This window comes from Buchnera aphidicola (Cinara laricifoliae), assembly GCF_900698945.1.
Taxonomy (GTDB): Bacteria; Pseudomonadota; Gammaproteobacteria; order Enterobacterales; family Enterobacteriaceae; genus Buchnera_F; species Buchnera_F aphidicola_AC.
The window spans coordinates 357,874-377,608 of sequence record NZ_LR217717.1 but is presented as its reverse complement, the minus strand read 5'-3'; the positions used below and the strand labels follow the sequence as shown (position 1 = coordinate 377,608).

The following is a 19,735-nucleotide window of genomic DNA, read 5'->3' as shown; positions in this document are numbered from 1 at the left end:
ATAATTTGATTTTTATATAGGGAGAAATATTTATGACGAGAATTGCTGGAATAAATATTCCTGATCATAAACATATATTAATAGCATTAACTAAAATTTATGGAATTGGACTGTCTTTATCTAAAAAAATTTGTAATGATATAAAGATTCGATATGATATTAAGGTTAATGAACTAAATGAACAACATATTGATAAGTTACGTTTTATTATATCTAAGCTAATTGTAGAAGGAGATTTGCGTCGAGAAAAAAGTATTAATATTAAAAGGTTAATGGATATCGGTTGTTATAGAGGGTTACGACATAGAAAACATCTTCCTGTACGTGGACAAAGAACTAAAACCAATGCTCGTACATGTAAAGGACCTAGAAAATTAATAAAAAGTAGATAATTAGGAAAATAATTAATTATGTTGAAAAAAAAAATAAGTGTTTCTAAGAAACGTGTAAAAAAACAAATTTTAGATGGTATTGCTCATATCCATGCATCGTTCAATAATACAATTGTTACAATTACTGATCGTCAAGGTAATACATTGGGTTGGGCTACTTCTGGTGGTTCTGGTTTTAGAGGTTCTAGAAAATCGACTCCTTTTGCAGCACAGGTAGCTGCAGAAAAATGTGCGGATCGTGTAAAAGATTATGGAATAAAAAATTTAGAAATTATGGTGAAGGGTCCAGGTCCGGGTCGTGAATCTACTATTCGTTCATTAAACGCTTCTGGTTTTCGTATTACTAATATTACTGATGTAACACCAATTCCTCACAATGGATGTCGACCTCCTAAAAAACGTAGAGTTTAATTTTAAAAATGTAATTAACAGGAAAAAGATATATATATGGCAAAATATTTAGGTCCAAAATTAAAATTAAGTAGGCGAGAAGGATCAGATTTATTTCTAAAGTCAGGCGTACGTTCTATTGAATCAAAATGTAATATTGATCAAGCTCCTGGTCAGCATGGATCACGTAAATTACGTTTATCTGAATATGCTAAACAATTAAGGGAAAAACAAAAATTACGACGTTTATATGGAATATTAGAACAACAATTTCATAATTATTATAAAAAAGCCTCTAAATTAAAAGGTAATACAGGTCAAAATTTATTATTTTTATTAGAACGTCGTTTAGATAATGTTGTGTATCGTATGGGTTTTGGAACTACACGAGCAGAATCACGTCAATTAATTAATCATAAATCTATTTGTGTAAATAACCGAATAGTTAATATTCCTTCATTTCAAGTATCTGTACATGATAAAATATCTGTTCGTCAAAAATCTAAAACTCAATTAAGAATTCAAGCCTCGATAGAGATTATGAAACAACGTGAACCTGCTAGCTGGTTAGATATAGATTACAAAATAATGGAAGGTATTTTTTTACGTTCTATAGAACGTAATGATTTATCTTCAGATATAAATGAACATTTGATAGTAGAACTGTATTCTAAATAATACTCTATTAGAGAGGAAACGAATGCAAGAATTTGTAGAAGATTTTTTAAAACCTAGATTAGTTAATATCGAACAAATTAGTTCTAAACACGCTAAAATTACATTAGAACCGTTAGAACGTGGTTTTGGATATACATTAGGTAATGCATTAAGAAGAATTTTATTATCTTCTATGTCCGGGTGTGCTGTTACTGAAGTTGAGATAAATGGTGTTTTACATGAATATATGCACAAAGAGGGAGTAAAAGAAGATATATTAGATATATTATTGAATTTAAAGGGTTTATCTATCAAATTATTCGGAAAAGATGAAGTTACATTACATTTAAAAAAAATCGGTGTTGGTCCAGTTATTGCGGCAGATATTGAACACGATTCTTCTATAGAAATTATAAATTTGAATCACGTTATCTGTAATATTACTTGTCCAAATACTTGTATTGATATGCGTATGAAAGTTATGCGAGGTAGAGGTTATATTACAGCTCAGTCTAGAAAAGATTTAATGCAAACTGATCGTATTGTTGGAAAGTTATTATTAGATGTATCATATAGTCCAATAGAACGTATAATTTATACTGTTGAAGCTGCTAGAGTAGAACAAAGAACTGATTTAGATAAATTAATTATTGATATGGAAACTAACGGAACAATTGATCCGGAAGAAGCTATTAGAAAAGCAGCTACTATTTTAGCAGAACAATTAGAATCTTTTGTAGATTTAAGAGGAATACGTGAACCAGAAATAAAAGAAGAAAAACCCGAATTTGAACCTGGTTTGCTGCGGCCTGTAGATGATTTAGAGTTAACAGTACGATCTGCTAATTGTTTAAAAGCAGAAAGTATTCATTATATCGGTGATTTAGTTCAAAAAACTGAAGTGGAGTTATTAAAAACTCCTAATTTAGGGAAAAAATCATTGACTGAAATTAAAGATATATTGGCAGCTCGAGATTTATCATTAGGTATGAAATTAGATAATTGGCCTCCTAAAAATCTTATCGAAGATTAAATATTCTAATAAATATTATTTTTGATATATGATGTAAAAATTTTTACACATTTTGAATAGAGTATATAAATTATGAGACATCGAAAAATAGGACGATTATTAAATAGAAAGCGTAGTCATTTAGAATCTATGTTAAAAAATATGGTATGTTCACTAATTAAATATGAGCATATTAAAACTACTTTACCAAAAGCTAAAGAATTACGTCGTTTCGTTGAACCAATTATTACAATATCAAAATATGATACGGTTGCTAATCGACGATTAGTATTTTCACGTATTCGTGATATTTTTACTGTAAAAAAATTATTTCATGAATTAGGTCCTCATTTCTATTCTCGACCTGGTGGTTATTTACGTATATTGAAATATGGTTTTAGAAAAGGTGATAATGCCCCAATTGCATATATAGAATTAGTAGATCGAAATTTATAGAAATTATTAAATATAGATTTAATATATTTTATATATATTAGTTTAATAAAAACGGCATTTTTATGCCGTTCTTTTTTTTATTTTAAAAATTTTTTATTTTTATTTGAATTGATCATAATTTTTATTTCAAAATAGTATTTTGAATAAAAATTTTTTTATTTGAGTTTAAAATTTGTTTGATGTGTAGAGTTTTTTTACCAGGTATTTGTATTTTTTCTATATTTAATATTCCTTTTTGAGTATTAACCGCTATTCCTTTTTTACTTATACAAATAATTTCTCCATTTTTAAAATTTGTTTTTTTAAAAGATAAAATAGATGATTTTTTAATTTTTATACAATAATTATTAATTAGAAAATAACAACATGGCCATAAAATAAATGCTCTGATTAAGCGATCTATTTTTATTGCTGGATATGACCAATTTATTTTAGCATCTATTTTTTTTATTCTCGGAGCGATACTTTCTATAATATTTTTTATTTTATAATGATTTTTTATATTAGGTTCTAAAATAATATTTATTGATTGATACATACATTGTAATGAAATAGGAATTAATTTAGCTGATAATGTTATTGTATTATCAGTGATATCAATTGGACAAGATAACTGATAAATTATTTTTCCAGAATCTATCTTAGAGTTCATTTTTATTACACTAATTCCAGTATAATTATCTCCGGATAATATTGCCCATTGAATTGGCGCAGCTCCCTTCCATCGTGGTAATAAAGAAGCATGTATATTGATACCACCTAGAATAAATAGTTTTAAAATTTGGTCTGGAATTAATGATCCGTAAGAAGATACTATTAGTATATCTGCATATATTTTAGTAACAGATAAATAAAATTTTTTTTCATATAGATTATTTGTTTGTAATATCAATATATTATGTCGAATTGCAAATTTTTTAATAGGAGAAAATCGATTTTCTTTTTTTTTACAATATATATTATCTGGTTTAATGATTATTGCTTTAACAATATGTTCAGAATAAAATAATGAACGAAGATGTGCTAATGAAAATTCATTGCTGCCTGCAAAAATAATTTTTAATTTTTTTTTTAACATATAATAAATATGATAATTTATTTTTTAGAAGATATATTAATTTATATAATCTATAAATAATTTCCCGATTAGATGATCCATTTCATGTTGAATACAAATAGATAATAATGATCTAGCTTCTAATATAAATAATTTACCAAGATGATTAAAAGCTTGTATTTTTATGTAACTAGATCTGTTAATTTTAGCTGTTTGATTAGGTATAGATAAACAACCTTCTTGTGTATGTATATATTTGTTATTTTTTTTTAAAATAATAGGATTAATTAAAATTAATTCTGATTGATTTGATGTAAGTGAACTAATTACTATAATTTTCTTAAATATATTAATTTGTGGTGCTGCTAACCCGATTCCGTTATTAGCATACATAGTATCAAACATATCGTATATAATTTGTATTGTTTGTTTATTTATGTTTCTTATTGGTTTTGATTTTAAGCGTAAACGATAATCTGGAAATTTTAAAATTTTATGTATTGACATAAATAATATTATATATAGTTTAATATATTAATGGATTTATATGAATTTTTATTGATATCACAGTTATTATTTATCTATTAGGAGTAAATATGAATATAAACGATTCTACAAAAAAAATAAGTTATATTGCTTTATTTGGTAATCCAGTAAATCATTCTTTATCTCCATTAATACATAGTAATTTTTCTAAAGAGATAAAAATTAATTATAATTATAACTCTTTTTTGTGTACAAAATCAAATTTTTTTACTAAAGTAGCAAATTTTTTTAAAAATGGAGGTTCTGGATGTAACATTACAGTACCATTTAAAAGAAAATCGTTTGTTATACCAAACAAATATACAAAAATAGCAAAAATTTCAGGTTCTATTAATACATTAGTAAAATTATCAGATCGAAATGTTTTAGGAGATAATACTGATGGTATGGGTTTAATTTTTGATTTAAAACGATTAAAGTATATTAAAAAACAGTCTCGGGTATTATTATTGGGTTCTGGAGGAGCAGCTTATTCTATTATATATCATTTATTACAAGAAAAATGTTTTGTATTTGTATTGAATAGAACGGTTAGTAAAGCAGTTAAATTAGTAGATAGATTTAAAATTTTCGGAAATATTTTTTTATTTTCAACTAATACATTTATCAATAATTTTGACATTATAATTAATGTAACTTCATGTAGTTTATTCAATCAATCTCCTGATTTTCCAAAAAATTTAGTTTTTCCTGATACTAGATGTTATGATATATCTTATTCTAAAAAACGTATATTAACTCCATTTTTATTATTATGTAAATCTTTAGGCAGTAAATACATTTCAGATGGATTAGGTATGTTAGTTGCTCAAGCAGCTTATTCATGTTATTCGTGGTTTAATATATTACCAAATATTAAAAAAAATATTGATTTGATTAGATAAATAATTTTATAAGTATTTTAAATAAATTATTTAATTGATATTTTTTTATAAATTTTATAAAAAAGACTTGACACTTTAAATACATTCTGTAACATTGAAATTAATAGTTATATTAAATATTTTATGTCCTCTTCGTCTAGTGGTTAGGACATCGCCCTTTCACGGCGGCAACAGGGGTTCAAATCCCCTAGAGGACAAAATTAAAAATATTTTTGTATACTAAAAAAAAATTATATGATATAATTATTTTGTTTAATCTGAAACAGATTAATAGTTAAGTTCTTTAAAAATTTGGATATGATAGAAATTTTAGAAAAACACCTGTGGGTTGTAAGGTTAAGTATAATAAGCGTATTTGGTGGATGCCTTGGCATTCAGAGGCGATGAAGGACGTACTAATCTGCGATAAGCGTCGGTCAGCTGATATGAAGCGTTATTATCCGACGATTTCCGAATGGGGAAACCCGTTGTTTAGACAACATTATTAACTTAATTAATATGTTAATAAAGCAAACCAAGGGAACTGAAACATCTAAGTACCTTGAGGAAAAGAAATCAATTGAGATTCCCTTAGTAGTGGCGAGCGAAATGGGAACAGCCCAGAATTAAAATAGAAATAAAGTATAGTAGAATAGTTTGGAAAAACTAACGATACAAGGTGATAGTCCTGTATATGAAATATTTTTTTTCTTGAATTCGAAAAGTAGAACGGGACACGAGAAATCTTGTTTGAAGATAGGGGGACCATCCTCTAAGGCTAAATACTCCTGAATGACCGATAGTGAACTAGTACCGTAAGGGAAAGGCGAAAAGAACCCCGGTTAGGGGAGTGAAATAGATCCTGAAACCAAATACGTACAATCAGTAGGAGCTTTAGATATATCAAAAAGTGACTGCGTACCTTTTGTATAATGGGTCAGCGACTTGTATTTTGTAGCAAGGTTAACTTTTTTAAGGGAGCCGTAGGGAAACCGAGTCTTAAACGGGCGTTTTTTTTAGTTGCAAGATACAGACCCGAAACCCGGTGATCTATCCATGAGCAGGTTGAAGGTTGGGTAAAACCAACTGGAGGACCGAACCGACTGATGTTGAAAAATCAGCGGATGACTTGTGGTTAGGGGTGAAAGGCCAATCAAACCGGGAGATAGCTGGTTCTCCCCGAAAGCTATTTAGGTAGCGCCTCGTGAACTCATCTTCGGGGGTAGAGCACTGTTTTGACTAGGGGGCCATCCCGGCCTACCAAATCAACGCAAACTCCGAATACCGAAGAATGTTATCACGGGAGACACACAGCGGGTGCTAACGTTCGTTGTGGAAAGGGAAACAACCCAGACCGTCAGCTAAGGTCCCTAAATCATAATTAAGTGGGAAACGATGTGGGAAGGCATAAACAGCCAGGATGTTGGCTTAGAAGCAGCCATCATTTAAAGAAAGCGTAATAGCTCACTGGTCTAGTCGGCTTGCGCGGAAGATATAACGGGGCTAAATTATGTACCGAAGCTACGGCAATAAATATTTTTTTTATTGGGTAGGGGAGCGTTCTGTAAGCCTGTGAAGATATTTTGAAAAAAATATTGGAGGTATCAGAAGTGCGAATGCTGACATGAGTAACGATAAAGCAGGTGAAAAACCTGCTCGCCGAAAAACCAAGGGTTCCTGTCCAACGTTAATCGGGGCAGGGTAAGTCGACCCCTAAGGCGAGGCCGATAGGCGTAGTCGATGGGAAACTAGTTAATATTCTGGTACTTATTTTTTATTGTGATGGGGAAACGGAGTAGGTTAGGTTATCCGGGTGTTGGTAGTCTCGGTTTAAGTATGTAGGATGGAAAATTAGGAAAATCCGATTTTCTATATAAAATCTAAGGTACGAATACGAATTATTTAAATAATGAAGTAACTAATACCACACTTCCAAGAAAATCCTCTAAGCATTTATATAAAATATAAATCGTACCCGAAACCGACACAGGTGGTTAGGTAGAGTATACTAAGGCGCTTGAGAGAACCTGGATGAAGGAACTAGGCAAAATAGTGCCGTAACTTCGGGAGAAGGCACGCTAACATATAAGTGTAAAAATTTACTTTTGAAGCTTAAGTTAGTCGCAGATACCAGCTGGCTGCAACTGTTTATTAAAAACACAGCACTGTGCAAACACGAAAGTGGACGTATACGGTGTGACGCCTGCCCGGTGCCGGAAGGTTAATTGATGAAGTTAAGGGAAACCTAAAGCTTTTGACTGAAGCCCCGGTAAACGGCGGCCGTAACTATAACGGTCCTAAGGTAGCGAAATTCCTTGTCGGGTAAGTTCCGACCTGCACGAATGGCGTAATGATGGCCAGGCTGTCTCCATCCAGGACTCAGTGAAATTGAATTTGCTGTGAAGATGCAGTGTACCCGCGGCAAGACGGAAAGACCCCGTGAACCTTTACTATAGCTTGACATTGAGAATTGATTTTTATTGTGTAGGATAGGTGGGAGACAGAGAATTTAATGCGCAAGTGTTAATGGAGTCAACCTTGAAATACCACCCTGTAAACATTGGTTTTCTAATCTAGTATCGTAATCCGATACAGAGACAGTGTCTGGTGGGTAGTTTGACTGGGGCGGTCTCCTCCCAAAGAGTAACGGAGGAGTACAAAGATTGGCTAATCACGGTTGGACATCGTGAGGTTAGTGCAAAGGCATAAGCCAGTTTAACTGCAAGCGTGATAATGCGAGCAGATGCGAAAGCAGGTCTTAGTGATCCGGTGGTTTCTGTATGGAAAGGCCATCGCTCAACAAATAAAAGGTACTCCGGGGATAACAGGCTTATACCGCCCAAGAGTTCATATCGACGGCGGTGTTTGGCACCTCGATGTCGGCTCATCACATCCTGGGGCTGAAGCAGGTCCCAAGGGTATGGCTGTTCGCCATTTAAAGTGGTACGCGAGCTGGGTTTAGAACGTCGTGAGACAGTTCGGTCCCTATCTGCCGTGGGCGTTGGAAAATTGAGAGGGGCTGCTTCTAGTACGAGAGGACCGAAGTGGACGTATCCCTGGTGTTCGGGTTGTCATGCCAATGGCACTGCCCGGTAGCTAAATACGGAAGAGATAAGTGCTGAAAGCATCTAAACACGAAACTTGCCTCAAGATTAGTTTTCCCTGAAATATATGTAAATATATTGACTGAAGGGACGTTGAAGACTACGACGTTGATAGGCTAGGTGTGTAAGCATAGTAATATGTTCAGCTAACTAGTACTAATGACCCGAGAGACTTAACCTTACAACACCAGAGGTGTTTTTCTAAAAATAAAACCTGGCAACAATAGTGTTATGGAACCACCTGAATCCATTTCGAACTCAGAAGTGAAACGTTTCAACGCCGATGGTAGTACAAGGTCTCCTTGTGTGAGAGTAGGACATTGCCAGGTATTATTTTTAATTTTCTATCATATTTTTTAATTTTTTATATTCTTATTTATATCTATTGTTTTTAAATTTTAACTTTAATGGAAATATTTTATTATTAATAAAATATTTATTATTTTATATATTATATATATTAATATATAATAGATTTATTATTTATAAATAGTATAGCTACTATAGGTATAAGTTTTAGTTTACATTTTTAATTTTAAGGTAATATATAGATGTCCAAGATTAAAGGTAATGTAAAGTGGTTTAATGAATCTAAAGGTTTTGGTTTCATTACACCGGAAGATGGAAGCAAAGATGTTTTTGTTCATTTTTCTGCTATCCAAAGCAACGGATTTAAAACTTTGGCAGAAGGTCAAAGTGTTGAATTCGAAATTACCGAAGGCGCAAAAGGGCCGTCAGCTGCTAACGTTGTTAGTTTATAATAAAATATCTAAATATTTTATTTAAATTACATATTAGTGGTATTTGTGCGGTGCGGATTTTAAAATTTCGCATCGCAAAATCGTTTATAAAACCATTCTAACTAAATGAATCTTACTGAGTTCTTTGTATAAATTTTTTATTTGTTTAAAATTTTGTGCACAAATTGTTATAGATATTGATAAATATGTTCCTTTGTTACTCGATTTTATTTGTGGTGCATAATCTCCAGGTATGTGTGTTTGTATAATCTTAATTATATTATTTGTCAATTCAGGTTGTGCAAGACCTATTACTTTATAAGTGAATGTACAGGGAAATTTTAATATTTTTTCTAGTTTATTATTCATTATTATTCTCTTATTTGATTCATTTATTTAATTTTAATATTTTTTTAGATTTAATTTTCAGTTAAATTCTTTTTAAGTGAATTTTTATATATTATATTTCATTTTGATAATTAAATAAAACAATATATATATTTTATTTAAAATATTTTAAAAATAAATTTTTTATATAAATTTTGTTATTATATATTAAGAGTATTAGTATGTTAAAAATTTTTAATACTTTAACGAAAAAAAAAGAGAAATTTAAATTTTTATATACAAAAATTATTAATATTTATGTATGTGGTGTGACAGTATATGATTTATGTCATATTGGTCATGCACGTACTTTTTTGGTCTTTGATATTATAATACGTTATTTAGAACATATAGGTTATAATGTTTTTTATTTACGTAATATTACTGATATTGATGACAAAATTATTAATAAAGCAAATAAACAAAAAGAATCCATTAATTTATTTGTTGAACGTATGATTAAGTTAATGAATGAAGATTTTTTATCTTTAAATTTAAAAATTCCTGATTGTGAACCTCGCGTAACTGAGTGTATGAAAGATATAATATCTATTATTGATATTTTATTAAAAAATAAATATGCTTATATTGATGACAATAAAGACATATTATTTTCAATTAATAAACATAAAAATTATGGATTATTATCTCATAGAATAAATAATTGTTTTTATAATGAATTTATATCTCGTTTTTCTTCTAATATAAATAATTCTAATGATTTTGTTTTATGGAAACATAATAAAAATTGCTCCGATCCATTTTGGATGTCTCCTTGGGGTCCTGGTCGACCTGGTTGGCACATTGAATGCTCCGCAATTATTAATAAATTTTTTAAAAATAATGTAAATATTCATGGGGGTGGTATTGATTTATTATTTCCGCATCATGAAAATGAAATTGTACAATTAAAAAGTTTAAATAATTCGTTTTCTATTCCTTTTTGGGTTCATGTTGGTATGGTTATGGTTAATAAGCAAAAAATGTCAAAATCATTATCAAATACTATTTTTATACGTTATTTATTAGAAAAATATGATTCTGAAGTGATTAGATATTATGTTTTATTGACACATTATCGTCATCCTTTGTCTTTTACAGAAAAACAATTATATTTGTCAAATAATATATTGCGTAAAATATATACTTCATTATTAAATTGTAATATAGATTGTTCTATACCAAACAATTATGAAATTAAAACAAGAAATATATTTAAAAATCAGTTTTATGCTGCTATGAATGATGATTTTAATACTCCTCAGGCATGTTTTGTATTGCAGAGACTATCTCAATATATTAATAAGACTAAAAAAAATAATATTTTTTTAGCGAATATTTTAGCTCATGATCTTGTTGCTTTTGGTAATGTATTAGGTTTATTATACCATAATCCTAAAAATTTTTTATTTCCTAATTGTCGTAAATCTATGGTTGATATTTTTATTGTTAAAAAATTAGTACGCATGCGTAATAGTTATCGATTAGATAAGAAATGGTATTTAGCAGATATTATTAGGAAAAAGTTATTGACATTAGGAGTGATTGTAGAAGATAATCATATTGATTCTACTTATACATTTATCAATAAATTTTAAATATATGATTTTATTTTTATAGTAGTAAAATATTTTTATGTAAAAAATTTTAACGATATATATTAAATACCATTAAATATCTTAAATTGTTAATTTAATTTTAAAATATTTTTATTTATTTTTCTAAATCTTTTATTTTTATAAACTAATAAAAATAAAAATTATATAATTTATATTTTTATTAGTTTATTTGATATGTCTAATAATATATTGTTATAGATATTTATAAAATATAAATTTTTATTTATAATAATTTATATTGTTGATATAATTAATATTATTAAATAGATAGTACATAAAATTTTTTTCGCGCTCTTAGCTCAATTTGGATAGAGCAACAGCCTTCTAAGCTGTAGGTTACAGGTTCGATTCCTGTAGAGCGCAAAAATTTAATTATTTTATTTATTGGATATTTAACTTTTTTATTATTTCTTTGTGAATATTATTAATAGATGTATTAGAATTAACTTCTAAGTATTTGATTTTATTTTTTGATTTTTCTTCTTTAAACCATTTTATTAAAGGTTTAGTATATATTTCGTATTCTTTTAGTCTTGTAATAATAATTTCTTTATTATCATCTTTTCTTTTAGTTAATAACTCTCCTGTTATATCATCTATGTTTTTTTTTTGAGGCGGGTTTAATGTTTCATGATATGTTCTACCTGATGGTTCATGTATTAACCTACCTTCGATTCTATTAATAATATTTTCTAAATTAACTTTTAAATGTATTATGTATTTTACTTTAATCTGATTTTTTAATGATTCTGCTTGTTTAATAGTTCTTGGAAAACCATCTAGTATGAATCCATTCAAATAAATTTTTTTTTGAATTCTTTTCTTGATTATTTTGATAATAAAAGAATTTTTTACTAATTTTCCTTTATTTATTTTACTTTTTATATAGTTTTTATTTTTTTCATTTTTTTTTATTTCTTGACGTAATATTTCTCCAGCTGAAATAAAAGGTATACAAAAATATTTTGATAATAATTGTGTTTGTGTTCCTTTTCCACTTCCAGGTGCTCCTAGCATAATAATACGTATCATAATAAGGTTTTTCCTCAAAAAAATGATTTTTTTATTCTATATAAATAACATTAATTTTTATGTATTAAAATATTTATAATATAAATAATTTATTAATTCTATTGATAAAAATATGAGGATTATCTAAACTACCTTTTTCTGCTAAAATAGATTGCTCTAATAACAATTCAATCCAATTAGAAAATTCTTGTTCATTTTTTACTTTTTTTATTTTTTTAATTAATGGATGTGTTGGATTAATTTCTAATATATATTTTATTTTTGGTATAGGTTGTCCTGCGGCACTAAATATTTTTGCCATTTGTGTACTCATATCGTTAGAATCTGTTAAAACTATTGCTGGTGTATTTTTTAACCGATATGTTATTCGAGCATCTTTAATTTTATTATTTAATATTTTTTTTATTTTTGCAATAAAATTGTTTAATTCATTATCATTATTATCATTGTTTTTTGTTGAAATTAATTTTTCAAGAGAATCATCAGCTTTGCTAACTGATTGGAATTTTATATTATTAAATTCAGTTAGATAATTCATCATCCATTCATCAATTTTATCCGATAATAATAATACGTCAATATTTTTGTCTTTAAATATCTCTAAATGTGGACTATTTAGAGCAGATTTATAGCTATCAGAGGTAATGAAATATATTTTTTTTTGTTCTGTAATCATATTTTCAGTATATTTTTTTAATGATAAATTTTGTTCTTTATTATTAGTTTGTATTGATGAAAATCTTAATAAATTAGCAATTATTTTTTGATTTTCAGAATCTTCAGCGATACCTTCTTTTATAACTAATCCAAATATATTCCAAAATTTTTGGTATTTCTTATTGTTTTGTATAGAGAGGTTATCTAACATTTTTAAAATACGTTTAGTTAATGTTTTACGTAAAATATGAGTTACAGCACTATCTTGTAGTATTTCTCTAGAAATATTTAGAGGTAAATCTTGAGAATCTATAATTCCCTTTACAAAACGTAAATAGTTAGGTAAGAATTGCGTTGCTTCATCCATAATAAAAACATGTTTTACATATAATTTTAATCCATGTTTGTTTTCACGATGCCACATATCCCATGTTGCTTTTTTTGGAATATATAACAAATTAATATATTCTTGTTTACCTTCAACTTTATTGTGGCTCCATATTAATGGTTTTTCTGTATCATGTGTGATATATGTATAAAATTTTTGATAAGATTCTTTTGTTATATTATTTTTATTTTGAGTCCATAAAGCTTGTGCTTCGTTAATTTTTTCCCAAGAAATAGTTTTAGTTTTTTCGTCATAATTTTCTATTTCTATAGGTATTGAGATATGATCAGAATATTTTTTTATTATTTGCTTAATTTTCCAGTTTTCTAAAAATTCTTGTTCTGATGGTTTAAGTGATAAAATAATTTTTGTACCATATTCTTCCATATGAACTGTTTCTACCGAATATTCTCCTTTTCCTTTTGAAATCCATAATGTTCCGTATTTTGTTTTATTTGACGCATGTTTAGTATATACAGATACGATATCAGAAACTATGAAGGATGAATAAAATCCTACGCCAAATTGACCAATAAATTCATTTTTTTCTTTATTTTTAATATTTTGAATTTGGTTTAAAAAAGATTTTGTTCCGGATTTAGCTATTGTGCCTAAGTTTTTTATAACTTCTTGAGAAGTCATTCCAATTCCATTATCAGAAATAATAATTTTTTTTTCTTTTTTATTGATAGAAATTTGTATTTTAGGAATATATAAGTTTTTTGTATATTTTTCTGGATTATATAGTTTTTCAAATCTTATTTTTTCTATTGCATCAGATGAATTAGATATTAGTTCTCTTAAAAAAATTTCTTTATTAGAGTATAATGAATGAATCATAAGATGTAATAGTTCTTTTACTTCTGACCGAAAGATATGAATTTTTTTGTTATTATCGTTCATTTTTAATCCCATAATTTTTTAAAAGATATATGTATTAGAAAATAATATTTTATTTTATATATTATAACTGATTTTTTCAATATTAAAGAATTATTTATTTTATTTATTTTCTGATTTTATAAATTCAGGATTTATTAGCATTTTTTTTTGTTGTAGTTTTGAAATTTTTTTTACAGCATCGTTAATTGCTGCAACAATTAAGTCTTGTAATAATAATTTATTATTTTCGTTCCATAACTCATCGTTTATTGAGATAGATTTACAAGCGTAGTTTCCATTCATGACTATAGAGACTAAATCAGCTCCTGATTTTCCTATGATATTAGTTGTATTAATATCTTTTTTTATTTTTTCGATATTTTCTTGTATTTTTTTAGCTTGTTTCATGATTTCATTAATTTTTTCATTAGTAAACATAATTTTTCTTTTTTATTAAGTTGAATATTACATTAATATTAATTGTTTATAGATTTATTTAATTATATATTTTGTGTATCTTTTATATATTGATATATTTGAAATAATATTATTTCAATACCAATTTTAGGATTAGGAGCATATCTTAAATATTTTTCTCCTTGAATTAATATTTTACAATACATTTGGATATCTTTAAATAGAATATTTTTAGATAAAGTATAGATAATTTTATCATATTTCGATAATTTATCTGTTGAATATTTTTTTTTCGATATCATAATTTTTATGATAGATAAATCATGAAAAAAAGTAATTAATGATAGTACAATGTTATTGTACTGTATTCCTTTTTGTTCTGCATCATCTATTATTTTTAATATATTATCTATATCATTATTAATAATATTAATTGCTAGTAATAGTATATTTTTTTTATCAAATATTCCTAATAATTTAGTAATATTTTTTATTTTTATTTGGTTTTTTTTATTTAAACAGAGAGTTAATTCAAGAGCATTAATTGCATTTCTAAGGCTTCCTTGTGCGTAATTAGAAATTACATTTAATATTTCTTTATTTATTTTAATATTTTCTTTTTTTAATTGATTATTCAAATAATCAGAAATATTTTTATTTGTAATAACAGGTAAATTTATATGGAGACAACGAGAAATAATAGTGTTTGGTATTTTTTTTAAATGTGTAGTTGCTAATATAAATTTTATATATTTTGGTGGTTCTTCTAGAATTTTCAACAATGCATTAAAACTATTTTTTGATAGCATATGTATTTCATCAATTAAATAAATTTTAAATCTTCCTTGAATAGGAGGGTATTTTGTTGAATCTAATATTATTTTAATATCTTCTACTTTTGTTTTGGAGGCTGCATCTAGTTCTATAAAATCTAAAAAATTTCCTTTTTCTATTGAAACGCAATTTTTACATATTCGACATGGTTTAGATGTAATTCCGTTTTCGCAATTTAAACTTTTAGCTAATATTCTAGCTATAGTAGTTTTTCCTATTCCGTGTATTCCAGAAAATAACCATGATTGATGAATCCTTTTTAAGTCTAGACTATTTTTTAATATACGAATTATATATTTATGTCCTACGATTTGATCAAAATTTTGTGGTCGCCATTTATTAGATAATATTTGATATTCCATTTTGCTCCGTATTACTGAGTATATATTTTTAAAAATTTTTATAATATATATATATATATTTCTTGACTTATGTGATAAATTAATATTTAATAATTATTAATTCAATATAAATTTAATTAATATTTTGTAAGTGTTCAAAATTCTGTCAGAGGCTATTATAACGCTATTTTTTTAAATAACTGGTCAGGTCTGGAAAGAAGCAGCCAAATTAAATAATATAGGTGTTATAAATACCTCTGATAGATTTTACAAAAATTATTTGTATACAAATAGATAATATATATTTTATAGATATGTGTTATTATTTTGATACGTATACATAGTATAATATAATCCTTTTTTTTGTAATAATTGCTGATGATTACCTTTTTCAATTATTTTACCGTTATCTAATACGATTATTATATCAGAATCTATTATAGTAGATAATCTATGTGCTATAATTATTACTGTAGATTTTTTTCTAATTGAAGATAATATTTTTTGTATTTTTTGTTCGGATTCTGAATCGATACTAGCAGTTGCTTCATCAAAAATTAATATTTTTGGATTTGATACTAATATACGCGCTATACCAATAAGTTGTTTTTGTCCTTGTGAAAGATTACTTCCATTTTGTCCTAATATTGACATATATCCATCTGGTAATGTATTAATTAATTCTTTTAATTGACTTTGGTGTAGTGCTTTAATTATTTTTTTATTTTTTATTTTTCTATTTAAAGATACGTTTGTTATTAAATTATCATATAAAATAGTAGGATCTTGTTGTACAATTGATATATTTTTACGTAATGTAGAATTTGAAAGTGAATTTATAAGTTTATCATCGATATATATTGTACCTTTAGTAGCAGGATAATATCCTAAAATTAAATTAGATAATGTTGTTTTTCCGCTTCCCGTTTTACCTACTAATGCTATACAACTTTTATTTGGTATACTGATATTAATATTTTTTAAAATATTATTTTTAGTATTTGGATATTTAAAATATACATTTTTTAGTTGTATTTTTCCGCTTGTTAATGAATTATTATACGTTCCGTATATTTGTATTGGTAAATCAATAAATCGGAAAACTCTTTCTGATGAAATAATAGCTTGTTGTAGTACAGATTGTTGATTTACAATAGTAACAATAGGTTCATTAAGATGTCTTAAATAATTAATAAAAGTATGTAAAATACTAATTTTAATCATTGCTTTTGGAACTAATTTTAATATTGCTATTATAGCAGATAAAATTATTGAAGAAATTAAATTTAATAATGGCCGTAATAATAATCCATCTATTTTTAAAATTTTCATTTTGTTTAAATAATTAGCATTATTAATAATATTAATTTTTTCAATAAAATTTTTTTCTTGATTAAATTGTTGAATGATTGTTATTCCATTAATAATTTCACTGATAGTATTGTTTAGTTGTGATAACGAATATTTTATTTTTTTTATTATTGGTTTGCTATAGTATTGATGAACAATAATAATCATTATTACTATTGGAATTATTATAGAGCTAATTAATGCCATACGCCATTCTAAAATAAACATTGTTGTTAAGATTATACTAAATAGTATAAAATTTTTTAAAAAAGATGATACAATTACTTCATAAAATTCTTTTATTGATTCAGTATCGTTTGTTATTTTAGTAACAATTGAGCTTATTGGTTTTTGATCAAATATTTTCATGGGTTGTTTTAATGCAATTTCCATAATATTTATTCTTAATTCTTTTATAATTTCAGTAGAAATTTTACTAAAATATAAATTATATAAATAATTTAATAATGATGATAATATTTGTAGCGTGATAAAACAAATAGTTAGTAATATTGCTGATTTTATTTTAACTACTTTATTTTTTAAAATATTGCTGATAAAGTTACTTAGTATAATTGGACTAGAAATTTCTGTTATTGTAGATAAAAAAATTAATATGCATGATAACAGTAATAAATATTTTTTTTTTGAATAATAAGATAATAATCTTTTTATTATTTTCCATGAAGAGTACTGCTTTTCTACCATTATTTTTTCCTATATAGAATAAAATATTATGTAATAATATTTTTATTTAAATTTTTGATAATTGTACATTTCAGAATACCAATTTTGACTAGATAATAATTTTTTATGCGAACCTTCTTGTATAACTGTACCGTTTTTTAAAACAACAATATTATTGAATTTTTCTAAGATTGACAATCTATGTGTAGCTATTATAGTAGTTATTTTATTTTTTTGTGTATATTTATGTATATTATTAATGATTTTATGTTCTGTATCATGATCTACAGATGATAATGGGTCATCTAGTATTAAAATCTTAGATGGCACTAAAAAGGCTCTAGCAATTGTAATTCGTTGTTTTTGACCACCTGATAATTTAATACCTTTTTCTCCAATTTTAGTATGATATCCTTGTGGTAATTTTTTTATATCATTATGTATACAGGCAAGCTTTGCTACATTTTTAATTTCCTTAAAAGTAGCATTTTTTTTTCCAAATCCAATATTATTTAATATACTATCAGAAAATAAAAATGGTATTTGATTCACTACAGAGATAATTTTACGCCATTTTTTAATATGTATATTTTTTATATTGTGTTTATGATAATTGATATATCCATGAGATAAAATAAAATGTTGTTGAATTAATCGGATTAAAGTTGTTTTTCCTGATCCTGTAGGACCGCAAATTCCTAAAGTTGTATGCCGCGGTACACACAATTTTATATTGTGTAGCGAGCTATTTTTTCTTTCAGGAAAAGAAAATTTTTTTATATTTACAGTTAAATCTTTTAGTGAGTTAATATTAACTATATTAAACGGAATAGTTTTTTTTTTATTATAAAAAATTATTTTTTTTATTCTTTTCCAAGAAACATTCCCCCGTTCTATAATATTAAACATCCAAGCAAATGCAAGTATTGGCCAAATCATAGATCCTAGATATAAAATAAAACTAGTTAATTGTCCGAATGTTAATTGATTTTTAGTAATTAAAAAACTTCCTCCTAATATTGCAAATAAATTAGATAAAGCTACTGAAATATGAATAATTGGATCTAATTGTGCATCTATTTTAGAAACTTGGAAATCTTTTTTCTTAACATTATTAGCTACAATAGAAAATTTTTTTATTTCTGTTTTTTCTAATCCAAAATTTCGTATCATATGTATATTACTTAAACTATCTTGAGCTTGATTGTTTAAATAAGAAAAATGTTTTTGTGATTGTTGAAATGTTGTATATAGTAATTTTCCATATCTTTTAATCATAATTGCCATTATTGGCATGGGAGTTAAAGAAAAAAAAGATAATTTCCAATTAGTTTGTATAGACATAACAATAATAATAGAGCATCCTAAAACAAATGAATCAATAATAGTTAATATTCCTTCTCCAGCAGCAAAAACAATTCTATCGATGTCGTTTGTTGCTCGAGATATAAGATCACCGTTTCTATATTTTGAATAAAATTTTGCATCTTGTTGTAGTAAAGCAAAACAAAATTTTTCTCGTAGTTGAGAAGTTAATTGGTTAGATGCACCAAATAATAAAATTCTCCAAAAATATCGTAATATATATACAACAATAGATATTGTAATGATTTGTGATATTTTTAATAATATTTCTTGATCAGATGATTGGTGACTTAAAATTAGATCAATTGTGCTTCCAATTATTTTAGATGGTAGTAATTGTAATAATGTCATTATAGTAAGTAATATAAAAGTTCCCGTATATCTTTTCCATTCTTGTATAAAATACCATTTTAATTCTTTAAATAATTCCACATATTTGCCTTATTTTTATATATTAGTTAGATGTTATTTTAATTAATTAAATAATATATATTTTATATAGTAAAATATATAGATAATTTTTATTTAATTTTTTTAAATTATTGTGATTTTTATATTT

17 protein-coding genes, 2 tRNA genes, 2 rRNA genes and 1 other RNA gene are annotated in these 19,735 nt (G+C 26.0%); 13 read left to right on the top strand and 9 right to left on the bottom strand.

Going from position 1 to position 19,735, the window contains the following annotated elements; all coding sequences use genetic code 11:
• The first annotated feature begins 32 nt into the window (after window positions 1-32).
• The 5 genes from rpsM (at window position 33) to rplQ (ending at window position 2,907) form a co-directional block, all read left to right on the top strand.
• On the top strand, window positions 33-392 hold the full coding sequence (gene rpsM, locus BUCILAFE3058_RS01635; RefSeq protein WP_154061646.1) for a 30S ribosomal protein S13: 360 nt from the start codon (window positions 33-35) through the stop codon (window positions 390-392).
• A gap of 18 nt (window positions 393-410) precedes the next feature.
• Window positions 411-803: a 30S ribosomal protein S11 gene (gene rpsK / locus BUCILAFE3058_RS01630; protein WP_154061645.1), complete on the top strand. Its 393-nt coding sequence runs from the start codon at window positions 411-413 to the stop codon at window positions 801-803.
• 36 nt (window positions 804-839) lie between these two features.
• The gene (gene rpsD / locus BUCILAFE3058_RS01625; protein WP_154061644.1) at window positions 840-1,460 is read left to right on the top strand and encodes a 30S ribosomal protein S4; all 621 of its coding nucleotides are present in this window, start codon (window positions 840-842) and stop codon (window positions 1,458-1,460) included.
• Window positions 1,461-1,482: 22 nt separating this feature from the next.
• The gene (locus BUCILAFE3058_RS01620) at window positions 1,483-2,472 is read left to right on the top strand and encodes a DNA-directed RNA polymerase subunit alpha (RefSeq protein WP_154061643.1); all 990 of its coding nucleotides are present in this window, start codon (window positions 1,483-1,485) and stop codon (window positions 2,470-2,472) included.
• Between the two features lie 72 nt (window positions 2,473-2,544).
• Window positions 2,545-2,907 carry a 50S ribosomal protein L17 gene (gene rplQ / locus BUCILAFE3058_RS01615; protein WP_154061642.1) on the top strand — a complete coding sequence of 121 codons (363 nt, stop codon included), beginning with the start codon at window positions 2,545-2,547 and terminating at the stop codon, window positions 2,905-2,907.
• A 121-nt stretch (window positions 2,908-3,028) separates the two neighbouring features.
• Here the strand turns inward: rplQ and fmt are convergent, their stop codons facing one another.
• Complete coding sequence (gene fmt / locus BUCILAFE3058_RS01610) at window positions 3,029-3,985, bottom strand: methionyl-tRNA formyltransferase (protein WP_154061641.1); 957 nt, start codon at window positions 3,983-3,985, stop codon at window positions 3,029-3,031.
• A 36-nt stretch (window positions 3,986-4,021) separates the two neighbouring features.
• Window positions 4,022-4,471, bottom strand: a complete 450-nt coding sequence (def, locus tag BUCILAFE3058_RS01605; RefSeq protein ID WP_154061640.1) for a peptide deformylase — start codon at window positions 4,469-4,471, stop codon at window positions 4,022-4,024.
• Window positions 4,472-4,560: 89 nt separating this feature from the next.
• Here def and aroE point away from each other — a divergent pair, with 89 nt between their 5' ends.
• From aroE to cspE, 5 genes are all read left to right on the top strand, one after another.
• Window positions 4,561-5,394 carry a shikimate dehydrogenase gene (gene aroE / locus BUCILAFE3058_RS01600; protein WP_154061639.1) on the top strand — a complete coding sequence of 278 codons (834 nt, stop codon included), beginning with the start codon at window positions 4,561-4,563 and terminating at the stop codon, window positions 5,392-5,394.
• Between the two features lie 125 nt (window positions 5,395-5,519).
• A tRNA-Glu gene (locus tag BUCILAFE3058_RS01595) sits at window positions 5,520-5,591 on the top strand.
• A 137-nt stretch (window positions 5,592-5,728) separates the two neighbouring features.
• A 23S ribosomal RNA gene (locus tag BUCILAFE3058_RS01590) occupies window positions 5,729-8,658 on the top strand.
• Between the two features lie 32 nt (window positions 8,659-8,690).
• Window positions 8,691-8,806 (top strand): 5S ribosomal RNA (gene rrf / locus BUCILAFE3058_RS01585).
• Between the two features lie 222 nt (window positions 8,807-9,028).
• Window positions 9,029-9,238 (top strand): transcription antiterminator/RNA stability regulator CspE, encoded by a 210-nt coding sequence (gene cspE / locus BUCILAFE3058_RS01580; RefSeq protein ID WP_025369112.1) that lies wholly within the window; start codon window positions 9,029-9,031, stop codon window positions 9,236-9,238.
• A gap of 84 nt (window positions 9,239-9,322) precedes the next feature.
• On the opposite strand, the gene ybeD is transcribed toward cspE, so the two are convergent.
• Window positions 9,323-9,586, bottom strand: coding sequence for a DUF493 family protein YbeD (gene ybeD / locus BUCILAFE3058_RS01575; protein WP_154061638.1), 264 nt, complete (start codon window positions 9,584-9,586; stop codon window positions 9,323-9,325).
• A gap of 200 nt (window positions 9,587-9,786) precedes the next feature.
• Between ybeD and cysS the strand changes: the two genes are divergently transcribed.
• Window positions 9,787-11,202: a cysteine--tRNA ligase gene (gene cysS / locus BUCILAFE3058_RS01570; protein WP_154061637.1), complete on the top strand. Its 1,416-nt coding sequence runs from the start codon at window positions 9,787-9,789 to the stop codon at window positions 11,200-11,202.
• Window positions 11,203-11,511: 309 nt separating this feature from the next.
• A tRNA-Arg gene (locus BUCILAFE3058_RS01565) sits at window positions 11,512-11,586 on the top strand.
• An 18-nt stretch (window positions 11,587-11,604) separates the two neighbouring features.
• Here BUCILAFE3058_RS01565 and BUCILAFE3058_RS01560 read toward each other — a convergent pair.
• The 4 genes from BUCILAFE3058_RS01560 to dnaX all read right to left on the bottom strand — a co-directional run bounded on the left by BUCILAFE3058_RS01560 (window position 11,605) and on the right by dnaX (window position 15,795).
• Window positions 11,605-12,255 (bottom strand): adenylate kinase family protein, encoded by a 651-nt coding sequence (locus tag BUCILAFE3058_RS01560; RefSeq protein WP_232036985.1) that lies wholly within the window; start codon window positions 12,253-12,255, stop codon window positions 11,605-11,607.
• A 73-nt stretch (window positions 12,256-12,328) separates the two neighbouring features.
• A complete protein-coding gene (htpG, locus tag BUCILAFE3058_RS01555; RefSeq protein WP_154061636.1) occupies window positions 12,329-14,203 on the bottom strand; it encodes a molecular chaperone HtpG in 1,875 nt (624 codons plus the stop codon).
• 99 nt (window positions 14,204-14,302) lie between these two features.
• The gene (locus tag BUCILAFE3058_RS01550) at window positions 14,303-14,620 is read right to left on the bottom strand and encodes a YbaB/EbfC family nucleoid-associated protein (protein ID WP_154061635.1); all 318 of its coding nucleotides are present in this window, start codon (window positions 14,618-14,620) and stop codon (window positions 14,303-14,305) included.
• A gap of 62 nt (window positions 14,621-14,682) precedes the next feature.
• On the bottom strand, window positions 14,683-15,795 hold the full coding sequence (gene dnaX, locus BUCILAFE3058_RS01545) for a DNA polymerase III subunit gamma/tau (protein ID WP_154061634.1): 1,113 nt from the start codon (window positions 15,793-15,795) through the stop codon (window positions 14,683-14,685).
• A gap of 145 nt (window positions 15,796-15,940) precedes the next feature.
• On the opposite strand from dnaX, the gene ffs reads away from it, so the two are divergent.
• An RNA gene (ffs, locus tag BUCILAFE3058_RS01540) (signal recognition particle sRNA small type) lies at window positions 15,941-16,038 on the top strand.
• A gap of 42 nt (window positions 16,039-16,080) precedes the next feature.
• Here the strand turns inward: ffs and BUCILAFE3058_RS01535 are convergent.
• Together BUCILAFE3058_RS01535 and BUCILAFE3058_RS01530 are read right to left on the bottom strand one after the other, a co-directional pair.
• Window positions 16,081-17,832, bottom strand: a complete 1,752-nt coding sequence (locus BUCILAFE3058_RS01535) for an ABC transporter transmembrane domain-containing protein (protein ID WP_154061633.1) — start codon at window positions 17,830-17,832, stop codon at window positions 16,081-16,083.
• Between the two features lie 42 nt (window positions 17,833-17,874).
• Complete coding sequence (locus tag BUCILAFE3058_RS01530; protein WP_154061632.1) at window positions 17,875-19,608, bottom strand: ABC transporter transmembrane domain-containing protein; 1,734 nt, start codon at window positions 19,606-19,608, stop codon at window positions 17,875-17,877.
• Window positions 19,609-19,735: the final 127 nt, after the last annotated feature.

What these genes read in the sequence shown, in the direction of transcription:
- dnaX (WP_154061634.1), bottom strand. Translation starts at nt 15,795, where the DNA reads ATGGAATATCAAATATTATCTAATAAATGGCGACCACAAAATTTTGAT.
- BUCILAFE3058_RS01535 (WP_154061633.1), bottom strand. Translation starts at nt 17,832, where the DNA reads ATGGTAGAAAAGCAGTACTCTTCATGGAAAATAATAAAAAGATTATTA.
- fmt (WP_154061641.1), bottom strand. Translation starts at nt 3,985, where the DNA reads ATGTTAAAAAAAAAATTAAAAATTATTTTTGCAGGCAGCAATGAATTT.
- cspE (WP_025369112.1), top strand. Translation starts at nt 9,029, where the DNA reads ATGTCCAAGATTAAAGGTAATGTAAAGTGGTTTAATGAATCTAAAGGT.
- def (WP_154061640.1), bottom strand. Translation starts at nt 4,471, where the DNA reads ATGTCAATACATAAAATTTTAAAATTTCCAGATTATCGTTTACGCTTA.
- cysS (WP_154061637.1), top strand. Translation starts at nt 9,787, where the DNA reads ATGTTAAAAATTTTTAATACTTTAACGAAAAAAAAAGAGAAATTTAAA.
- rplQ (WP_154061642.1), top strand. Translation starts at nt 2,545, where the DNA reads ATGAGACATCGAAAAATAGGACGATTATTAAATAGAAAGCGTAGTCAT.
- ybeD (WP_154061638.1), bottom strand. Translation starts at nt 9,586, where the DNA reads ATGAATAATAAACTAGAAAAAATATTAAAATTTCCCTGTACATTCACT.
- rpsM (WP_154061646.1), top strand. Translation starts at nt 33, where the DNA reads ATGACGAGAATTGCTGGAATAAATATTCCTGATCATAAACATATATTA.
- aroE (WP_154061639.1), top strand. Translation starts at nt 4,561, where the DNA reads ATGAATATAAACGATTCTACAAAAAAAATAAGTTATATTGCTTTATTT.
- BUCILAFE3058_RS01620 (WP_154061643.1), top strand. Translation starts at nt 1,483, where the DNA reads ATGCAAGAATTTGTAGAAGATTTTTTAAAACCTAGATTAGTTAATATC.
- rpsD (WP_154061644.1), top strand. Translation starts at nt 840, where the DNA reads ATGGCAAAATATTTAGGTCCAAAATTAAAATTAAGTAGGCGAGAAGGA.
- BUCILAFE3058_RS01560 (WP_232036985.1), bottom strand. Translation starts at nt 12,255, where the DNA reads ATGATACGTATTATTATGCTAGGAGCACCTGGAAGTGGAAAAGGAACA.
- htpG (WP_154061636.1), bottom strand. Translation starts at nt 14,203, where the DNA reads ATGAACGATAATAACAAAAAAATTCATATCTTTCGGTCAGAAGTAAAA.
- rpsK (WP_154061645.1), top strand. Translation starts at nt 411, where the DNA reads ATGTTGAAAAAAAAAATAAGTGTTTCTAAGAAACGTGTAAAAAAACAA.
- BUCILAFE3058_RS01550 (WP_154061635.1), bottom strand. Translation starts at nt 14,620, where the DNA reads ATGTTTACTAATGAAAAAATTAATGAAATCATGAAACAAGCTAAAAAA.